The 15,841-nt window shown below is 71.2% G+C and carries 14 protein-coding genes; 7 read left to right on the top strand and 7 right to left on the bottom strand.

What is annotated here, in order from left to right; genetic code table 11:
- The 3 genes from AB0E69_RS15295 to AB0E69_RS15285 form a co-directional block, all read right to left on the bottom strand.
- Positions 1-1,356 (bottom strand): hypothetical protein (locus AB0E69_RS15295; protein WP_360144821.1); only part of this gene is annotated, 1,356 nt, incomplete at its 3' end.
- A gap of 15 nt (positions 1,357-1,371) precedes the next feature.
- Positions 1,372-1,722: a hypothetical protein gene (locus AB0E69_RS15290; RefSeq protein ID WP_360144818.1), complete on the bottom strand. Its 351-nt coding sequence runs from the start codon at positions 1,720-1,722 to the stop codon at positions 1,372-1,374.
- Positions 1,719-2,093, bottom strand: coding sequence for a YbaB/EbfC family nucleoid-associated protein (locus tag AB0E69_RS15285; RefSeq protein WP_360144815.1), 375 nt, complete (start codon positions 2,091-2,093; stop codon positions 1,719-1,721). Before AB0E69_RS15285 ends, AB0E69_RS15290 begins: the two co-directional genes overlap by 4 nt.
- A gap of 122 nt (positions 2,094-2,215) precedes the next feature.
- On the opposite strand from AB0E69_RS15285, the gene mycP reads away from it, so the two are divergent.
- Positions 2,216-3,502, top strand: a complete 1,287-nt coding sequence (gene mycP, locus AB0E69_RS15280; protein ID WP_360144812.1) for a type VII secretion-associated serine protease mycosin — start codon at positions 2,216-2,218, stop codon at positions 3,500-3,502.
- Positions 3,503-3,544: 42 nt separating this feature from the next.
- Here mycP and AB0E69_RS15275 read toward each other — a convergent pair whose 3' ends face one another.
- Positions 3,545-3,844, bottom strand: coding sequence for a hypothetical protein (locus tag AB0E69_RS15275; protein WP_360144809.1), 300 nt, complete (start codon positions 3,842-3,844; stop codon positions 3,545-3,547).
- A gap of 17 nt (positions 3,845-3,861) precedes the next feature.
- Positions 3,862-4,173 carry a hypothetical protein gene (locus AB0E69_RS15270; RefSeq protein WP_360144806.1) on the bottom strand — a complete coding sequence of 104 codons (312 nt, stop codon included), beginning with the start codon at positions 4,171-4,173 and terminating at the stop codon, positions 3,862-3,864.
- Positions 4,174-4,329: 156 nt separating this feature from the next.
- Here AB0E69_RS15270 and eccCa point away from each other — a divergent pair, with 156 nt between their 5' ends.
- The 3 genes from eccCa to AB0E69_RS15255 are packed head-to-tail and all read left to right on the top strand — an operon-like array spanning position 4,330 to position 10,313.
- Complete coding sequence (gene eccCa / locus AB0E69_RS15265) at positions 4,330-8,283, top strand: type VII secretion protein EccCa (RefSeq protein ID WP_360144803.1); 3,954 nt, start codon at positions 4,330-4,332, stop codon at positions 8,281-8,283.
- 42 nt (positions 8,284-8,325) lie between these two features.
- Positions 8,326-8,688 carry a hypothetical protein gene (locus AB0E69_RS15260; RefSeq protein ID WP_360144800.1) on the top strand — a complete coding sequence of 121 codons (363 nt, stop codon included), beginning with the start codon at positions 8,326-8,328 and terminating at the stop codon, positions 8,686-8,688.
- Positions 8,688-10,313: a hypothetical protein gene (locus AB0E69_RS15255; RefSeq protein ID WP_360144797.1), complete on the top strand. Its 1,626-nt coding sequence runs from the start codon at positions 8,688-8,690 to the stop codon at positions 10,311-10,313. The genes AB0E69_RS15260 and AB0E69_RS15255 overlap by 1 nt, the downstream gene beginning before the upstream one ends.
- Before the next feature lie 69 nt (positions 10,314-10,382).
- On the opposite strand, the gene eccB is transcribed toward AB0E69_RS15255, so the two are convergent.
- The gene (gene eccB, locus AB0E69_RS15250) at positions 10,383-11,807 is read right to left on the bottom strand and encodes a type VII secretion protein EccB (protein WP_360144794.1); all 1,425 of its coding nucleotides are present in this window, start codon (positions 11,805-11,807) and stop codon (positions 10,383-10,385) included.
- A 1-nt stretch (position 11,808) separates the two neighbouring features.
- A complete protein-coding gene (gene eccD, locus AB0E69_RS15245) occupies positions 11,809-13,191 on the bottom strand; it encodes a type VII secretion integral membrane protein EccD (protein ID WP_360144791.1) in 1,383 nt (460 codons plus the stop codon).
- 116 nt (positions 13,192-13,307) lie between these two features.
- Between eccD and AB0E69_RS15240 the strand changes: the two genes are divergently transcribed.
- Genes AB0E69_RS15240 through AB0E69_RS15230 form a run of 3 tightly spaced genes read left to right on the top strand, consistent with a single transcriptional unit; the run spans position 13,308 to position 15,830 of the window.
- On the top strand, positions 13,308-13,913 hold the full coding sequence (locus AB0E69_RS15240; RefSeq protein ID WP_360144788.1) for a hypothetical protein: 606 nt from the start codon (positions 13,308-13,310) through the stop codon (positions 13,911-13,913).
- Positions 13,910-14,494, top strand: coding sequence for a hypothetical protein (locus AB0E69_RS15235; protein ID WP_360144785.1), 585 nt, complete (start codon positions 13,910-13,912; stop codon positions 14,492-14,494). The genes AB0E69_RS15240 and AB0E69_RS15235 overlap by 4 nt, the downstream gene beginning before the upstream one ends.
- A gap of 13 nt (positions 14,495-14,507) precedes the next feature.
- A complete protein-coding gene (locus AB0E69_RS15230) occupies positions 14,508-15,830 on the top strand; it encodes a protein kinase (protein WP_360144782.1) in 1,323 nt (440 codons plus the stop codon).
- Positions 15,831-15,841 lie beyond the last annotated feature (11 nt).

Below are 15,841 nucleotides of genomic sequence, written 5' to 3'. Positions count from 1 at the left end.
CTGCTGGGTGACCGTCGGCTGCTGGGTGACCGTCGGCTGCTGGGTGACCGTCGGCTGCTGGGTGACCGTCGGCTGCTGGGTGACCGTCGGCTGCTGGGTGACCGTCGGCTGCTGAGTGACCGTCGGCTGCTGAGTGACCGTCGGCTGCTGAGTGACCGTCGGCTGCTGAGTGACGGTTGGCTGCTGGGTGACCGTTGGCTGCTGAGGTGCAGTTGGTTGTTGGGTGGCGGTTGGTTGGGTGGTAGTTGACTGATGGGGGGCCGTGGGTTGGGCGGTCGGTTGCGTGGGGGTTGGGGATGGGTTGGCGGGTGTTGGTGGGGTGGGGGGTGGGGGTGGGTCCGTGGGGGTGGGCGACGCGTGGGGAGTGGGGCGAGGGGCTAGTGCGTGGCCTAGGGCGTGGCCGGAGTCGTGCGCGGCTACTCGGCCGCCGGCCAGCAGGCCTGAGCCGAGGAACTGTTGGCCGACGGCGTTTCCGAGGTCGCTCCAGCGGAGGTCGCCGAGTTTGCCGTCGGCGATCGCCTGGGCGGTGACGGAGGTGATGGGGGACGAGATGCCGTTGACCACGAAGGCGTCGGTCTGGCGTTCCAGCGAGTTCCCGATGCGGCGGACCGCCGGGACGGCGTGCGCGACCGCGCCGACCGGCTTCGACACCAGCCACCCGACAGGTTTCAGCACCGGCGCAAGCAGCGCTCCCCCGGCACCCGCACCAGCTGCCACCAGGATCTGCGTCGGGTCCAGGTGGTCGCGGTATCCGCGGGCGATGTCTATCGCGTGTCCGCCCGCCTCGACCAGGCCCTCCTCGACGACCTCATGGACCACCTCACGTCCCGCCGTCGCCAGCATCGCTGCCGCAGCGTCGGAGATGCGCATCGTGGCCGCGGCGGCCCGTACGATCCCCGCGATCCGGAGCGCGATCGCGGACACGATCCGTCCACGGATCCACTGACCGAGCGGAAACGGCATCACGAAGCTCGCCGCGAACGCCGCCGCGTTCGCGATCAGCTCCGCGTAGATCGCGTCCTTGATGTTGGCGATCTGCCGCGCGTAGTCGTGCGACATCGCCGCCATGTCGTTCATCATCGAGATCAGGTCGTCGTACCCGCCGGTCGCGCCGGCGCCGTCGAGCAGATCACGGACGCGGTCGTGGTAAAGGATCCCGTTCGCGTCCGGCCACGCGGCCGGCAGGGCGTTCATCCCCGCCGTGGCCTGCGCCTTCGTCTGGGTGAGCGCCTGCGCGGCGGCCGTCCAGTGGTCACCGATCCGCCGCGCGGCGTCCTCGTCCACCCAGACCGGGAAGAACCCGTCGATCTGCTGGCGCAGCCACAGCCACAGCGTGGTCGTCGGTTCCGGGATCACGGCCGAGCACCCGGGTCAGCTCAGGGAGTTCATGTACGCCGGCTGTTCCTGCTCGCTGAGTTGCAGGTACTTCGTCACGCCCAGCCGTCCACGGTTCCCGGCGTCGTACAGGTCCGGCGCCACCTGCGCAGCCCGCTTCGGGACGACCTCCTTGTACTTGTTGTACGCGTCCCGGTAGGCGATGCTCAGCGCGTCGAACCCGGTCGACACCACCTGCTCGTCGTGGTCGATCGCCGCGAGCAGCCCCGGGAACGCGTTCCCGAAGATCGTGCCCGCCTGGTAGATCACCTGGGCCGCCCGGAAGGTGTCGTCCGGGTACATCTCGATATCGCCGACCCCGCCGAAGTTGACCGGTTGCGGACTCATCGCACCGCCCTCCCCTGCGCCCGCGCCAGCTCCGCGAGGAACGGGCCGAACGCCGGATCATCAGCATCGAGCGACGGCAACTCGGCAGCGAAGGCCAACAGTACGGCGTCCTGCGCCGCGACCCGCGCGTCGTTGACGGCCGTCCGGACCTCCGCGGCCAGCGTCGCGCTGTCCAGATCACGCAGGACCCGCGGGTCGAGCACCAGCTCGGTCAGCTCACCGCGGGCCGTCACCGTCGCCTCGATCAACCCGTCCGCGCCGTCGGCCGTACCGCTCTCGGTGTCCATCAGCCGTTGCGCGTTGCGGGTCTGCTTCTCCAGGTCCTCCAGGTCGTCCAGCCAGCCGCCGCGGATCTTGTGATCGCCGGTCATCACGCCTCCCGTTCCGGAGCAGTCGGACCCTCACGGTGCCGGACGATCCGCTCCCCCGGACGCGTGTGACCGCTTCAGGCCATCGCGCCGGGCGCTCAGCCGTACCGCTCGACCATGATCGGGTGACCATCACCTCACGTCTGCTCGCCGGCGCGCTCCTGCTCGGCGCGGCAACAGCGCCGAGCGCGGCCGCGGCGCCGCCCAAGGGCGCTTGCACCAATCCCGAGCCCGGCCGTCCGGCGGTCAAACTGTTGCCCTGGGCCCAGGACGCCCTGATGCCAGAACGCGCCTGGCCGTACAGCACCGGCGCCGGCGTGACCGTCGCCGTGATCGACTCCGGCGTCGACGCCGACCATCCGCAGCTCCGCCGCCCGGGCAAGGTGCTCCCCGGCCGCGACTTCTTCCTGGTCGGCAAGCTCCCCGGCAACTACGACTGCGTCTCGCACGGCACCGGCGTCGCGAGCATCATCGCCGCGGACGCCACCGCCGGGATCGGCTTCCGCGGCGTCGCCCCCGGGGCGCGCATCCTCCCGGTCCGGGTCACCGACCGCGAGACCACCGATGCCGGCGGCGTCCAGTACGTCGACCCGAACATCCTTGCCAAAGGCATCGTGTACGCCGTCAACCAGGGCGCCAAGGTGATCAACCTGTCGATGGCCGGCGACCAGGACCAGGCCCCCGTCCGGAAGGCGATCGCGTACGCGGTCCGTAAGGACGTCGTCGTGGTCGCTGCCGTCGGCAACAACCAGCAGTCCGCGACCGGCGTGCTGCCGTCGTACCCGGCGTCGTACTCGGGGGTCCTCGGCGTCGGCGCGGTCGACGCCGCCGGTGCGCGCGTCGGCGCGTCCCAGGTCGGCCCGTACGTCGATCTCGTGGCGCCCGGCGACGGCGTCCTCGCCGCGACCCGGCGTACCGGTCACGCCTACGAATCCGGCACCAGCTTCGCGACTCCGTTCGTCGCGGCCACGGCCGCCCTCGTCCGCTCCGCCTGGCCGAAACTCACCGCACCTCAGGTGATCCAGCGCCTCGAAGCGACGGCCACACCAGCGCGTGGTGGTCGCAACAGTGCGGAGTACGGCGCCGGCATCGTCGACCCGTACCGCGCGGTGACCGAGGACCTGATCGCCACCAAGGCGAAGGCGATCCCCGCGATGACCAAGCCCGCTCCGGACAAGCAGCAGCTGGCCGCGCTCGGCTGGTGGCGCTCCGCGGGCGATCGCGCCCGCGAGCTGACTTTGCTCGCCGGCGGGAGCGCACTGCTCGTCGCATTGATCAGCAGCATCGTCCTGGCCGGCCGCCGGCGTCGGTGGGCCGCAAGCCGTACGCCGGTCGTCCGCAGCCGAATGGCCCCGCCGGCGGACGATCTCCCGCCCGAGTACCTCTTCGCCGGTCCTCCCGAACAGCAGTGAGCCTCGGCCGGCAACCGGCCGAGGCTCACAACCTGCTGTGGTTCACACCGCGCTGACGATGCTCATCACGTTGTTCGAGCAGGCCACACCGAGGTCACCGCAGTTGATCACCGCGTCGCCCCGCGCACCGGTGCGATGCGCCTCGTCGATCGTGTCGTTGGTCATCCGCAGCACGTTGCCGTGGAGCTCGTGGAACTCGGGGCTCAGCCAGTTCCCTCCGGCGGCCGTCACCGTGGACAGGTGGTCGGACGCCGTCTCGCCCTGCGCCCCGCCGACCGCCTTGTAGCCGGTGCCGGCACCGAAGATGCCTTCGAACTTCTGCATCAGGAAGTCGCCCTGCATGATTCGTCTCCTCTCGATCAGATGTTGAGCTGCTGCATCATCACGTGGGCGGTCTGCGAGATCGTCCCGTCGATGATGTTGGCGGACTGCTGCAGGCCGGTGCCCTCGTTGTGGCCGCGCTCGATCGTGTGCACCTTGGTCCGGTCGGCCGCGTTCAGGACGCCCTGCTGGTTGAGGTCGGCGGCGGTGCACTGGAACGACGCGCCGAGCTGGTCGGTCTCGGCCATCAGCCGGGACACGTGGGTCTGGTGCTGCTCGGCCGTGGAGTCGGCGTGCGCACCGAGTCGGGCCACGTCTCCGGAGAAGACGTGGATGAACGAATTGGCCATCGGTCGGTTCCTTTCTCAGTCGGATGTGACCGGGTTCGACGGTAGGAAGCGGCCGCCCCCGGCCGGTGCCGACGGCACGTTCCTGCCAGTACGCCGTCGGCGTTCGCGGCCGCCGTGATGATCGAGGCGCAGACCCCCGACGAAATGAGGTTCGGCATGGCGACGATGGTGGTCCGGCGGCCCGAACGGCGCCCGGCGCCCGAGCTGCCGGCCGGAGAGTTGTTGCTCACGGCACCGCCCGAGGTCCCTGAGCCCGGCGGGCGGCAGTGGGTGCAGGCGCTGATGGTGGTGCCGATGATCGCGATGATGGGCGCGATGATGCTGATGTTCGCCGGCAGCATCGGCGGCGGCCTCCGGTACGCCGTCTTCGGCCTGTTCGGGCTGGCGATGATCGGGATGATCGTGGTCGGTCTGCTGGCCCGCTCCGGCGGCGGCAAGACCGAGATGGGCCAGGCCCGCCGGACGTACCTGCGCCAGCTCGCCCAACAGCGCACCCGGCTCAGCCGCTCGATCGACCAGCAGCGATCGACCCTGTCCTACCTGCATCCCGACCCGAGCTCGCTCTGGGTGCTGGCCGGGAGCTACCGGTTGTGGGAGCGCCGCCGCGACGACAAGGACTTCGGGATCGCCCGGATCGGGGTCGGCCCGCAGGGTCCCGCGGTAACCGTGGTACCACCGGACACCCAGCCGCTGGAGCGCCTGGAACCCCTGTCGGCGTTGGCGTTGCGGCGCTTCGTCTCGACGTACGCGACGGTGCCCGGGCTGCCGATCGCCATGGCGGTGACCGGGTTCGCACGGATCCACCTGCCCGCCGACCGGGGCCGCTCGGCGGCGATGGTCCGGGCGATGCTCGCCCAGCTGGCTACGCTGCAGGCGCCCGACAATCTGCGGATCGCGGTCTGCGCCGGTGCCGACGTACGCGCCGAGTGGGACTGGGTGAAGTGGTTGCCGCATGCCCTGCATCCGGAGCGTTCCGATGCCCTCGGACCGCTCCGGCTGCTGGCCGGCTCGATCACCGCGATCGAGGCGATGCTGGACGACGTACTCGCGAACCGGCCGCGGTTCGACCCGCAGTCCGACACCCGCCTGCCCGGCCCGCACCTGGTCGTGGTCGTGGACGGTGGTGCCGTCGACGGCTCGGACCATCTGCTCACCGGTCCGGGGCTCGAAGGCGTGACCGTCATCGACCTCGGTGCGGCGCCGCCGCGGACGATCGACAGTGGCGCGATCATCCTCGACGTCGGCCCGGACGGCGCGCTGACCAGCGAGACCATGGACGGGACGGCCCGGTTGGGGGTCGCGGACGAGCTGGACGTGGTCAGCGCGGAGGGGCTCGCCCGCCAGCTGTCGCCGCTGCGGCTGACCGCCGGTTCGGTCGGCGAGCAGTCGCTGACCGCCGATCTCGGGCTGGCCGAGCTGCTCGAGCTCGGCGACCCGTACGACTTCGACCCGAACGACACCTGGTTGCAGCGGCCGAACCGCGATCGGCTCCGGGTGAAGTTCGGGATCCGGCCCGACGGGCAGCCGATCGAGCTGGACCTCAAGGAGTCCGCCCAGGAGGGGATGGGACCGCACGGCCTGCTGATCGGGGCCACCGGCTCCGGCAAGAGCGAACTGCTCCGCACCCTGGTCCTGGCGCTGGCGATCACCCATCCGCCGCGGTCGCTGAACTTCGCGCTGATCGACTTCAAGGGCGGCGCGACCTTCACCCGGCTGGACAAGCTCCCGCACACCAGCGCGGTGATCACCAACCTGGCCGAGGAGCTGCACCTCGTCGACCGGATGACCGACGCGATCAACGGCGAGCTGATCCGGCGCCAGGAACTGTTACGGGCCGCGGGCAACTTCTCCTCGCTGCGCGACTATGAGAAGGCCCGTGCGGCCGGCGCACCGCTGCCCGAGGTGCCGACGCTGTTGGTGATCTGCGACGAGTTCAGCGAGCTCCTGACGATTCGGCCCGACTTCATCGAGATGTTCGTCCAGATCGGCCGGGTCGGGCGGTCGCTCGGCGTACATCTGCTGCTGGCCAGCCAGCGCCTCGACGAGGGCCGGTTGCGCGGCCTGGAGGCGCACTTGTCGTACCGGATCGGGCTGCGGACGTTTTCCGACATGGACAGCCGGACCGTGCTCGGTATCGGCGACGCGTTCCGGCTACCGCGGGCGCCCGGTCACGGGTACCTCCGGGTCGGGACCGAGGAGCTTGACCGCTTCCGGTCGGCGTACGTGTCCGGCGTGCACGGCCGGCCGACCGCCGGCGCACTGCCGCCGGCGCCGGACGACACGCTCGTCCTGCACGACTACACCAGCGCGTACGTCGCCCCGGAGGTCACGGACGAGGAGGGGCCCGACGAGCAGCCGGTGGGCGACGACCCGTTCGACGACGCGATCGGCGAGTCGCTGATGGACATCCTGGTCGATCGCCTGGCCGGCAAGGGTACGACGGCCCACCAGATCTGGCTGCCTCCGCTGGATGCGTCACCCGGCCTCGACGAGGTACTCGGTACGTCGGCCGTCACCGACCGCGGGTTGACCGCCGGCACCCCTGACCTGGCCGGGAACCTGCGCACGATCGTCGGCATCGTCGACCGGCCGCTCGAGCAGCGCCGCGACCCGCTGCTGCTCGACCTGTCCGCGGGCGGCGGCCATCTCGCTGTCGTCGGCGGTCCGCACACCGGCAAGAGCTCCGCGCTCGCGGCCGTGATCACCGGTCTCGCGCTCACCCACACGCCGCGCGAGGTGCAGTTCTACTGCCTCGACTTCGGCGGTGGCGTGCTCGGCGGCCTGCGCGACCTCCCGCACGTCGGCGGCGTCGCCGGCCGGCAGGACGTCAACGCCGTCCGCCGGACGATCGCCGAGGTGATCGGGATCATCGCCCGGCGCGAGCGCGAGTTCGCCGCCGCGGGCATCGACGGGATGCCGGCGTACCGGCAGCTGCGCCGCAGCGGCGCACCGAGTGACTCGCCGTACGGCGATGTGTTCCTGGTCGTCGACGGCTGGCTGACGATCCGCAACGACTTCGACGACCTGGAGCCGGTGCTGGCCGACATCGCGACCCGCGGGCTCGCGTACGGCGTGCACCTGATGATCGGCGCGGCTCGTTGGTTCGACCTACGAACGAACGTCCGCGACCTGTGCGGCACCCGGCTCGAGCTGCACCTCGGCGACCCGACCGACTCCATGGTCGACCGCCGGACCGCGACGCTCGTCCCGGCCAACACGCCTGGCCGCGGCGTGACCGCTTCGAAGCACCACTTCCTGATGGCCCAGCCGCGGTTCGCCGCCGACGGCGAGGGCGGTACGGCGGCGCTCGTGCAGCACATCCGTTCCGCGTGGACCGGCGAACGCGCGCCCGCGGTCCGGCTGCTGCCGACGAGCCTGCCGTTCGAGCAGCTCGACGGCCAGAGCGACGCCGAGCGCGGGCTCGCGATCGGTCTGACCGAGAGCGACCTGTCGCCGGCGCGGCTCGACCCGGAGGGCCATCCGTGCTTCATCGTGCTCGGCGACACCGGCTCCGGGAAGAGCAGCTTCCTGCGCGGTGTCGCCCGCCGGGTCCAGCAGGTGTACACGCCGGACCAGGCGCGGCTGCTCGTCATCGACCACCGGCGCAGCCTGCTCGGTGGAGTAAAGGGGGAGCACCTGGTCGGCTACGGCACGAACCACCAGAGCAGCGCACAGCTCATCTCCGACGTGTGCCACGCGCTCGAGGCGCGGTTGCCGGGGCCGGACGTGACGCCCGAGCAACTGCGGGAACGGTCCTGGTGGCGAGGCCCCGACCTGTACCTGCTGATCGACGACTACGACCTGGTCGCGGCGTCCGAGGGACACCCGTTGATGCCGCTGATGCCGTTCATCCCGCAGGCGTCCGACATCGGCCTGAAGGTCATCGTGACCCGGCGGATCGGTGGCGCCGGCCGCGGCTTCTACGAGCCGGTGCTGGCGCGGCTCCGCGACGTCGGGTCACCCGGCCTGATGATGTCCGGCGGCCGCGACGAGGGCCCGCTGCTCGGCGGCATGCGCCCGCAGCCGCTGCCGCCCGGCCGTGGCTGGCTGATCGCCCGCCAGGGCAGCGCCGAGCTGATCCAGCTCACCCAAGCCCCGGCGACCGACTGAGTCGCCGGACCCCGACAAGACCCCAGCAGAAAGGACTTCGGCATGTCTCCTCCCAGCGGGTCCGGCGACCAGCCGGACATCGGCGTCGTCACGCCGGACATCTTCTTCACGTTCGCCGACGCGATGAAGAACAACTCCACCGAGTTCCGCGACCGAACGGCCGCGGCCAGGTCGGCGCAACCCGGTACGCCGGGCGTGCTGAGCGGCAGTCCCGCGCTCATCCAGCAGCTGAACGACGCCGCGACGCAGCGGGTGACGTACCTCGACGCCACGACGATCGGGGTCGAGGGCTACGAGGGCTCGATCACGGCGGTGGGCAACGAGCACCGACGTCTGCACTCCGCGACCACTCTGCTGATGCGCGGGATCCTGACCGTGCACTCGTCCAAGGACGGAGGCAACTGATGGCGAACGAACCGGCGGACTCGATTGCCGCGGCCACGACGGCCAAGACGTTCGCGGTGCTGCTCCAGGCCGCGACCGCGATGAAGAACGCGGCCCAGCTCGAGCTGGACACCACGGGTCAGTCGCTGCAGCGGGAAGGCCCACTGTGGAGCCAGACCGGCGCAGCGGTGAACACCCTGGCCAACTCGTTCCAGTCCGCCTCCGGTGCGCTCATGCAGGGCTGGACTAGCAAGCGGGAGGCGCCGGTCTTCGAGAGCGCCAGCTCTGCGACCCAGAAGGCGCTGCACGACTCGGCGTCGGCGGTCGACGGCTCCGAAGGCCGCGGCACGATCGAACAGATGTGTATCGAGACCGTCCACTACATGAACTCGAGCCTGAACGCCGCGACTCAGGCGGAGGAGCAGGTGCGGGCGGCCGCGGCGGCGTACCTGGCCACTCGCCCGACGGGGACCTCTTACCAGGGGATGGGCGGGCCGCTCGGGCGGGGGCCGGATCCGGCGGCGGTAGCGGCCTTCGTGGCTGCCGAGGCTGCTGCCGTCGAGGCGGTACGGCCCGTCGTCCTGCACGTCGGCAATCTGCTGAGCACGCAGAACACCGTGTACTCGTCGATCGGGCAGCAGATTCTCGCAGCTGCCCAGGGCCTCCAGTGGGTCGGCCCGAACGGCCAGGCCCGCGCCGGCACCGGCGGCGACACCGGCGGAAATGCAGGCAGTCGCGCGGGCGATACGAGCGCCGGTGACACCGGCGACCAGACCGGCACTGCCGGTGACCAAGCGGGCGCGGACCAGACGGGCGCCGGCGCCGGCGGCGATGCGGGTGGTGGCGCGGGTGGTGGTGCCGGTGGCGATCAGGGTGGCGACCAGTCCGGGCAGGTGCCTGGGGCGGGACAGCTGCCTGGCGGCGGATCCAGTGCCCTTCCGCCCGGGTCTCCGGGACACGGCACCGGGCTGGCCGGCCTGCCGGCCATGCCCGCACTGACACCACCGATGGGCGACTCGATGATGCCGTTGCCATCTGCAACGATTCCTCCGGTTCCCCCGATGGCCGACGTTCCGGCGCTGCCCGTCGGCGGAGTCGGCGGCCTGGGCGGGATCGGCAGCGGCGGCAGCGGCGGCATCGGCGGCATCGGCGGCGGCTCCGGCGGGATCGGCGGTGGGATCGGGAAGGGCGATCTCGGGAAGTCCGCGGTCGGGCTCGGCAAGGCTGATCAGCAGATCGCGCAAGCTGCTCGGCTCCAGCCGGCAGCCCCGCCGAGCGCCGGCCAGGCTCCAGCCACGCCGGCCGGTCTGACCGGCGGCACCGGAGCGGCGGGCGCCGCGGGCGGTGGCATACCGCCGATGATGCCTCCGATGGGTGCCGGCGCGGGAGCCGAGGGCGGCTCGCGCCGGTCCGGTTCGGGCGCGATTCGCCCGGTCGGGCGGGAGCGTCGCCGTACCAACGGCTCGACGCCTGGGGTCCCGGAAGCCTTGCAGGGCAGGGCGAGCAAGGCGAGCTTCCAGGCCAAACCGGCGCGCCGGGAGAAGGAGCAGGCGGCCACCCTGGAAGTCCTCGACGAGGACCTCTGGACCGTCGAGGCCAGTGAACCGGCCGCGGCCCCGAAACAGGTCCGCCACCCGGCCCACTGAAGACAGCCGAAAGGGACCCCGGACAAGGCACACCTTGTCCGAGGTCCCTTTCAGTTGTTCAGGAAACGGTCACTGGACCGGCTGTGCAGCCGCGGCCGGGCTGAGGCCGCTGCCTTCCGGGATCCGGCTGATCAGGGTGGCGGGCATCCGGACCGGGGTGACGCCCTGGTAGCCGAGGGCCGTGAGGACTTCGGGCTTGGCGACCGGGTAGGCGCGGCCCAGGTCCGTGACGACCGAGATCGTGCCGGCGGCAGCGCGGTCGGTCGGCATCGCCTCGACGACCGCGGCCGCGCCCGGCGGGACGAGGACCCGGTCGGCCAGCGCCGTGCCCAGCGGGCCGCGGTGGGTGGTCGTCGTCGCCGGGTCACGAGCAGGCATCCGCGGGTCGACCGTGATCGCGGGCAGCGCCGGGCCCGGCGCGAACACGGCGCAGACCGTCCCTTGGCCGTCGCGCGGCGCGACGAACGTCGGCCAGTCGCGCGGCACCTGCCCGGAGTCGGTGTCCAACGCCGGCTGCTCGGTCTGCCCGACGGACAGCAGCCCGAGTTCGATCGCCCGCGGTTCCTTCCCGCCGTACGCCGCGCGCATCGGTGCGTACGCGCGTTGGACGTCGTACTGCACCGGCGAGATCGGCACCGGGCGGTCCTTCGCGGCCAGGTAGTACTGCACGCTCCCCGCCGCCGTGTGGACCATGAACAGCTGCCCGATCCTGGTGCCCGGGCGATCCGGGATCGCGTCCGACGGCAGCCCGATCCCGGCCGGCTTGACCGGCGCGAGCCGCTCGCCGTCGGGCAGCGCTGCCACGAAGGCCGCACCGACGAGCGCCCACGGTTTCGACGCCAGGGCGCGGCCGACCGTGACCATGTCCGCGCGGTCGACCTTGTGCCGGTAGCCCTTGCTGATCAGGTACCGGTCACCGGTCTCGATCACCTGGACGAGCATCGCGGCATCACCCATCGGCTGCCCGGATTCCGGCTGCTCACCGACCATCAGTACGGACTCGCTGGTCCGCCTGCCGGTCGGGTCGAGCGCGGGCTGCGAGCACAGCGTCCACCCGCCGGTCAGCAACCGATCCTTCGCCGGCAGCGCGTCGGGCGCGTCCTCGATTCCGATCAGCGGCCCCCGCGGCACGCCGTGCAGCGACTTGGCCGAGACCCGGCGGGTCTGCGTATATTTGCCTAGGGCAAGTAATCCCGAGGTGTAGTTGGTGACCGGGTGCAGGTGGCCGTCAACGTACACGAAGCGGGTGCCGGTCTCCTTCTCGACGATCACCGCGTCACCGCCGGCCCACGCCTTGTTGCCGCCCGGCACGACCATCCCGTACACCCACGCCCCGGCGAGCACCACGACCGCGATCGCGAGGCTGCCGAAGGCCGCGGCGGTCGGCCGGCGGAACGGCGGCTGCTCCGGGTCGGACTCGCGGGTGACCAGCGCGGACACCATCCGCTGGACCGAGAACTGGTGTGACTGCAGCTGGTCCTTGCGGGTCGCCACGTCAGCCGCCGAACCCGCGGACGACGCCGTACAGGCCGAGGACCGCGCACGCGACCGGGATCAGCGCCAGCGTGATCAGTACCTCGACGATCTCGGCGTACCGACCGAGGTACGGGCTCGGAGGCCGGGCGCTGTAGCGCAGGCCGAGGAAGACGGCCAGGACCGCGACCCCACCGGCCAGCGGGACGACGACCGGGACGGCATCGTCGTACTGCCGGCTCAGTGGCCCGATGGCGAGACCAGCCAAGCCGACGAAACCAGACAGCAGCAGCATCAGCCGCTGCTTCACGATCGGATAGAGACGAGCGCGGATCAGTACGCCGGCAGTCAGCAACGCAGCCAGAACGGTCGCGGACCGGCTGCCGTCGCGTAGCAGTTGGACGAGGCACACAGACTCGGTGATCAGCAGCCCACCGAGCATGCCGGTCAGCAGACCGTCCGCACGGACGACCGCGCTGTGCACCTGACGCCGTGGTGGCAGCGGATCGTCCCGGACCAGGTCAGCGGTCGTCCGCGGCAGGATCGGCATCGGCAGCCGGCCGATCCGGATCGCGAGCGGCGCCAGCAGCGGGGAGAACGCGAACAGCGCCGGCCCGACGATCGCGGAGACCTCCGCAGCGCCCAGCGCGTTCGACGTACCGACCCAGCCGCCGATGACTCCCAACAAGCCCGCACTGATCGCCCCGGCGAAGAAGGCGGCGCCGTCCACCACGCCGACGTAGCAGGCGACGGCAGCGACCAGTACCGCGGCCGATGCCGCCAGCAACTGAGGTGCTCCGACAGCCGGAGTTCGCTCAGCTCCTGCAAGCAGCAGACCGCCTCCCACAGCAGCAAACGGCAGGCTCAGGCCGCCGACGATGGCGCCGGCTCCCGCGTCCCCGGCGACTCTCGCCAGTACTACGGCCGCGGCGACCAGCAGCAGCGCGAGCAGAAGCAACCGGCCGGCCGGCTGCGCCCAGGGCTGCCCGGCACGCAGCACCGTGACCAGTGCGACGAGCACACCGGCCGCAGCGAGGAACAGGCCCGCGGCCCTGGTGTGCCAGGCCGTCCATACCGAGCCGAGACGACTGGACCCACGGGCGACCGCATCAACCAGGTCGTCGTACTCCAGCTCCGGCCAGTCGACCTCCCGACGAACCAGGTGCAGGATCTCGCCGTCCTTGACCCGGTGCGAACCCAGGCTGCGTCCCAGCGCCAACGGGGAACCGTCGGTACGCCGCAAGACCCAGCCACCGTCCGGCACGCCGGCATCGGCGAGGTGCTCACCCGCCTTGGCGAGCAGGCCCGGTACCAGCTCCGCCACCGACGACTGCTCGGGCAGAGCCAGGTCCATCCGCCGCTGCGGAGCAGCCACCGTGACTCGTACCAGTCCAGTGATGTTCATGGGTCCAACCATCGGTCGAGCGAGCTGCGCGCAGCAGGCCGCGACAGCTTCCTGCCGTCGCCGGTACGACGGCTTACGCCGCCCTAGCCTGGGCGCGACGAGACGGAGGAGCACCGGTGGAGCTGTTGATTCCCGTGGGACATGACATCGGGGTGCTGCACTCCGACGGTGGTGCGCGGACGCAGCAGGTCCGCGTGGGTGTCGAGCTGACCGAGCTGGCCGACCGGGAGTTCGCGGTGTGGTTGCTGGCCCACGGCGCCGACGACCGGGACCGCCCGACGCGGGCCACGGTAGTGGAGCGCGCCGAGAAGCTCGGGCTGGCTCAGGTGGAGCCGGTGATCGAACGCTTCCTGGCCGACGGCCTGCTCGTGACAGTCGATCCGGAGGCCGACAGTGCGGTGGAGTTCGCGCGGCAGCATCAGCTGTTCCCTTTGCTCTATGGCCTCGGCGCAGACCGGGATCAGCCTTGGCTGCAGGCCATCGGCCTGTTCAACCAGCCGATCGCCCACGCCTCCAGCGCGGTCTACGCGGTCTGGAGCTGGGCCCACTTGGCGCCGGAGCTGTGGACCGGTTGCCACGACGCGGCGAAGGTCGCGCTGCAGGCCGGAGTGACCGCGCTGGAGGAGACAGACCCGAGGCAGGTGCTCACCGGCGTACTGGGACAGGTGCACGGGCTGCTCGCAGTACGGGCAGCGTACTTCGATCGGCGGAGGTTGCGATGACCATGGTCTTTCCGGTCGGTCACTACAACGGCGTGCGTCCGGGCGACGAGCATGTGATCCGGGTCGGCCGGACCCAGCACCAGGTGGACGCGGACGCGTTCGCGGTCTGGGTGCTGGCACACGGCGTACCTGAGGTGGGCAAGGGCGAGTGGACCGTCGACGACGTGGTGGCGCGGTCCGCCGACGCGGCTGTCGAGGACCCGGCCGGTCAGCTCGAGCAACTGGCCGACGCCGGTCTGCTCGCGATGGTCGGCAACACTCCGCTGCCGGCAGCGGAGTTCGCGCAGCGGCATCGGCTGGACGTACTGTTCGTCGGCCTCGGCAACGCGCCGGACCAGCTCGAAGGACACGCGGTCGGCGTACCAGGCCTGGGTACGGCGGCCGTGCTCGACCCGGACTGCTACGAGCTCTGGCAATGGGGCTCGGTGGCGCCGACGCTCTGGCACAGCTGCGAGGTACGGGCGACGGTCACCGCCGAGCTCGGGCGGCAGGCGGATCCGGTGGACGCGATCGGCGAGATCCTCGGGGACCTGCGGTTCCTGGTCGCGCACGGATGCGTCTACCTGGACGTGGCCGGGTGACAAGATGACCTTGATGGCAGAGATCTCACCGGATTCGCTGGTGCCGCGGGCTGTGGGTCCGGTGGCGTCGGTGTTCTTGCTGCCGGGGCCGGGGCCGACCTCGGTGCTCAAGGTGTACCCGCAGCCGTTGGACCGGCGGACCTACAACGGCATCGAGGTCGAGCAGGCCAAGCTGTCCAGGCTGCGATCGGCCTCGTCGATCCTGCTCGTGCAGTCGCTCGAGGAGCTGGCCGACGGCCGGACGGGCTTGCGGATGGAGTTCTGCGCGCAGTCGCTGCCGGAACTGGTCGCGACCGGGCCGCTGCCGATCGGGGACGTGATCGTGCTCGGGCAGATCCTGAGCTCGGTGCTGGCCGAGGCGCACCACGCGGGGCTGGTGCACGGCGGCGTCACCCCGTCGAACGTGGTCGAGCGGCCGAGCGGGCAGCCCGCGCTGGCCGACTTCGGGATGGCGTTACGGCTGCGGTTCCCGCGGGACCTGATGGGTGACGCGGCGTACACGGCACCCGAGGTGCTGCGGGACGGCGAGCTGTCCGAGGCGGCTGACGTGTACGGGCTGGGCGCCGTACTGCACCTGGCTCTCACCGGGCAGTCGCCGTTCCCGGCGCGGCCGGGTGAGTCGGCCGACGACGTCGTACTGCGGGTGCTGCGCGAGCCGCCGGCCGAGGTGACCGGGCGGGACGTACCACCCGCGCTGGCCAAGCTGCTGGTACGGATGATGGCGAAGGACCCGGAGCTCCGGCCGGAGGCAGCTGCTGCCGTTCGTGAGTTCGAAGCGCTGCTGGCCGGTGCTGGGTCGGCTCCTGAGGACGAGCTGGACTTCGACGACTTCCGGGACGAGCTGGCAGCGGGCCGCAGTACTCCGGTGGCGGCTGTCGCGTCTACACCCATCAAGAAGAGGCCGAAGCCGCTGCTGATCGGAGCAGGCGTAGTGGTTGCGCTGGTGGCAGTCGTCGCGGTCCTGGTCCGGCCAGGGCACGACAAGGCGTCCACCGAGCCGCCACCGACGGTCAGTACGCCGGTCACGACCACCCTGTCGCCGACCCAGACCAGCACAACGCCCAAGCCGGTCACGATCAAGCTGAATCCCCCGCAGGACCACGGGACGTCCGTAGCCCTCAGCTGGTCCTACCCGACCGCATCGACGTACTACTACGTGTTCGTTGCCGAGCAGGGCAGCAAGCAGGCAAGGCCGACGTACACAGGGACCCGGACCAGTCTGACCGTGCCGGTCAGCCCCACCCTGAAGTACTGCTTCCAGGTGCAGGGAAGCAACCGCGGAGAGTTCTTCGAGAGCGCCCCTGTGGGCATCCGCGGCGCCTCCTGCGCGAGCTGAGTGGATGGCGG

Source organism: Kribbella sp. NPDC026611 (genome assembly GCF_040638345.1).
Lineage (GTDB): Bacteria > Actinomycetota > Actinomycetes > Propionibacteriales > Kribbellaceae > Kribbella.
This window is presented reverse-complemented; position numbering and strand designations above follow the sequence as displayed.

Coding starts and splice junctions, on each gene's coding strand:
- AB0E69_RS15290 (WP_360144818.1), bottom strand. CDS start 1,722: ATGAGTCCGCAACCGGTCAACTTCGGCGGGGTCGGCGATATCGAGATG.
- AB0E69_RS15285 (WP_360144815.1), bottom strand. CDS start 2,093: ATGACCGGCGATCACAAGATCCGCGGCGGCTGGCTGGACGACCTGGAG.
- AB0E69_RS15275 (WP_360144809.1), bottom strand. CDS start 3,844: ATGCAGGGCGACTTCCTGATGCAGAAGTTCGAAGGCATCTTCGGTGCC.
- AB0E69_RS15270 (WP_360144806.1), bottom strand. CDS start 4,173: ATGGCCAATTCGTTCATCCACGTCTTCTCCGGAGACGTGGCCCGACTC.
- eccCa (WP_360144803.1), top strand. CDS start 4,330: ATGGCGACGATGGTGGTCCGGCGGCCCGAACGGCGCCCGGCGCCCGAG.
- AB0E69_RS15260 (WP_360144800.1), top strand. CDS start 8,326: ATGTCTCCTCCCAGCGGGTCCGGCGACCAGCCGGACATCGGCGTCGTC.
- AB0E69_RS15255 (WP_360144797.1), top strand. CDS start 8,688: ATGGCGAACGAACCGGCGGACTCGATTGCCGCGGCCACGACGGCCAAG.
- eccD (WP_360144791.1), bottom strand. CDS start 13,191: ATGAACATCACTGGACTGGTACGAGTCACGGTGGCTGCTCCGCAGCGG.
- AB0E69_RS15235 (WP_360144785.1), top strand. CDS start 13,910: ATGACCATGGTCTTTCCGGTCGGTCACTACAACGGCGTGCGTCCGGGC.
- AB0E69_RS15230 (WP_360144782.1), top strand. CDS start 14,508: ATGGCAGAGATCTCACCGGATTCGCTGGTGCCGCGGGCTGTGGGTCCG.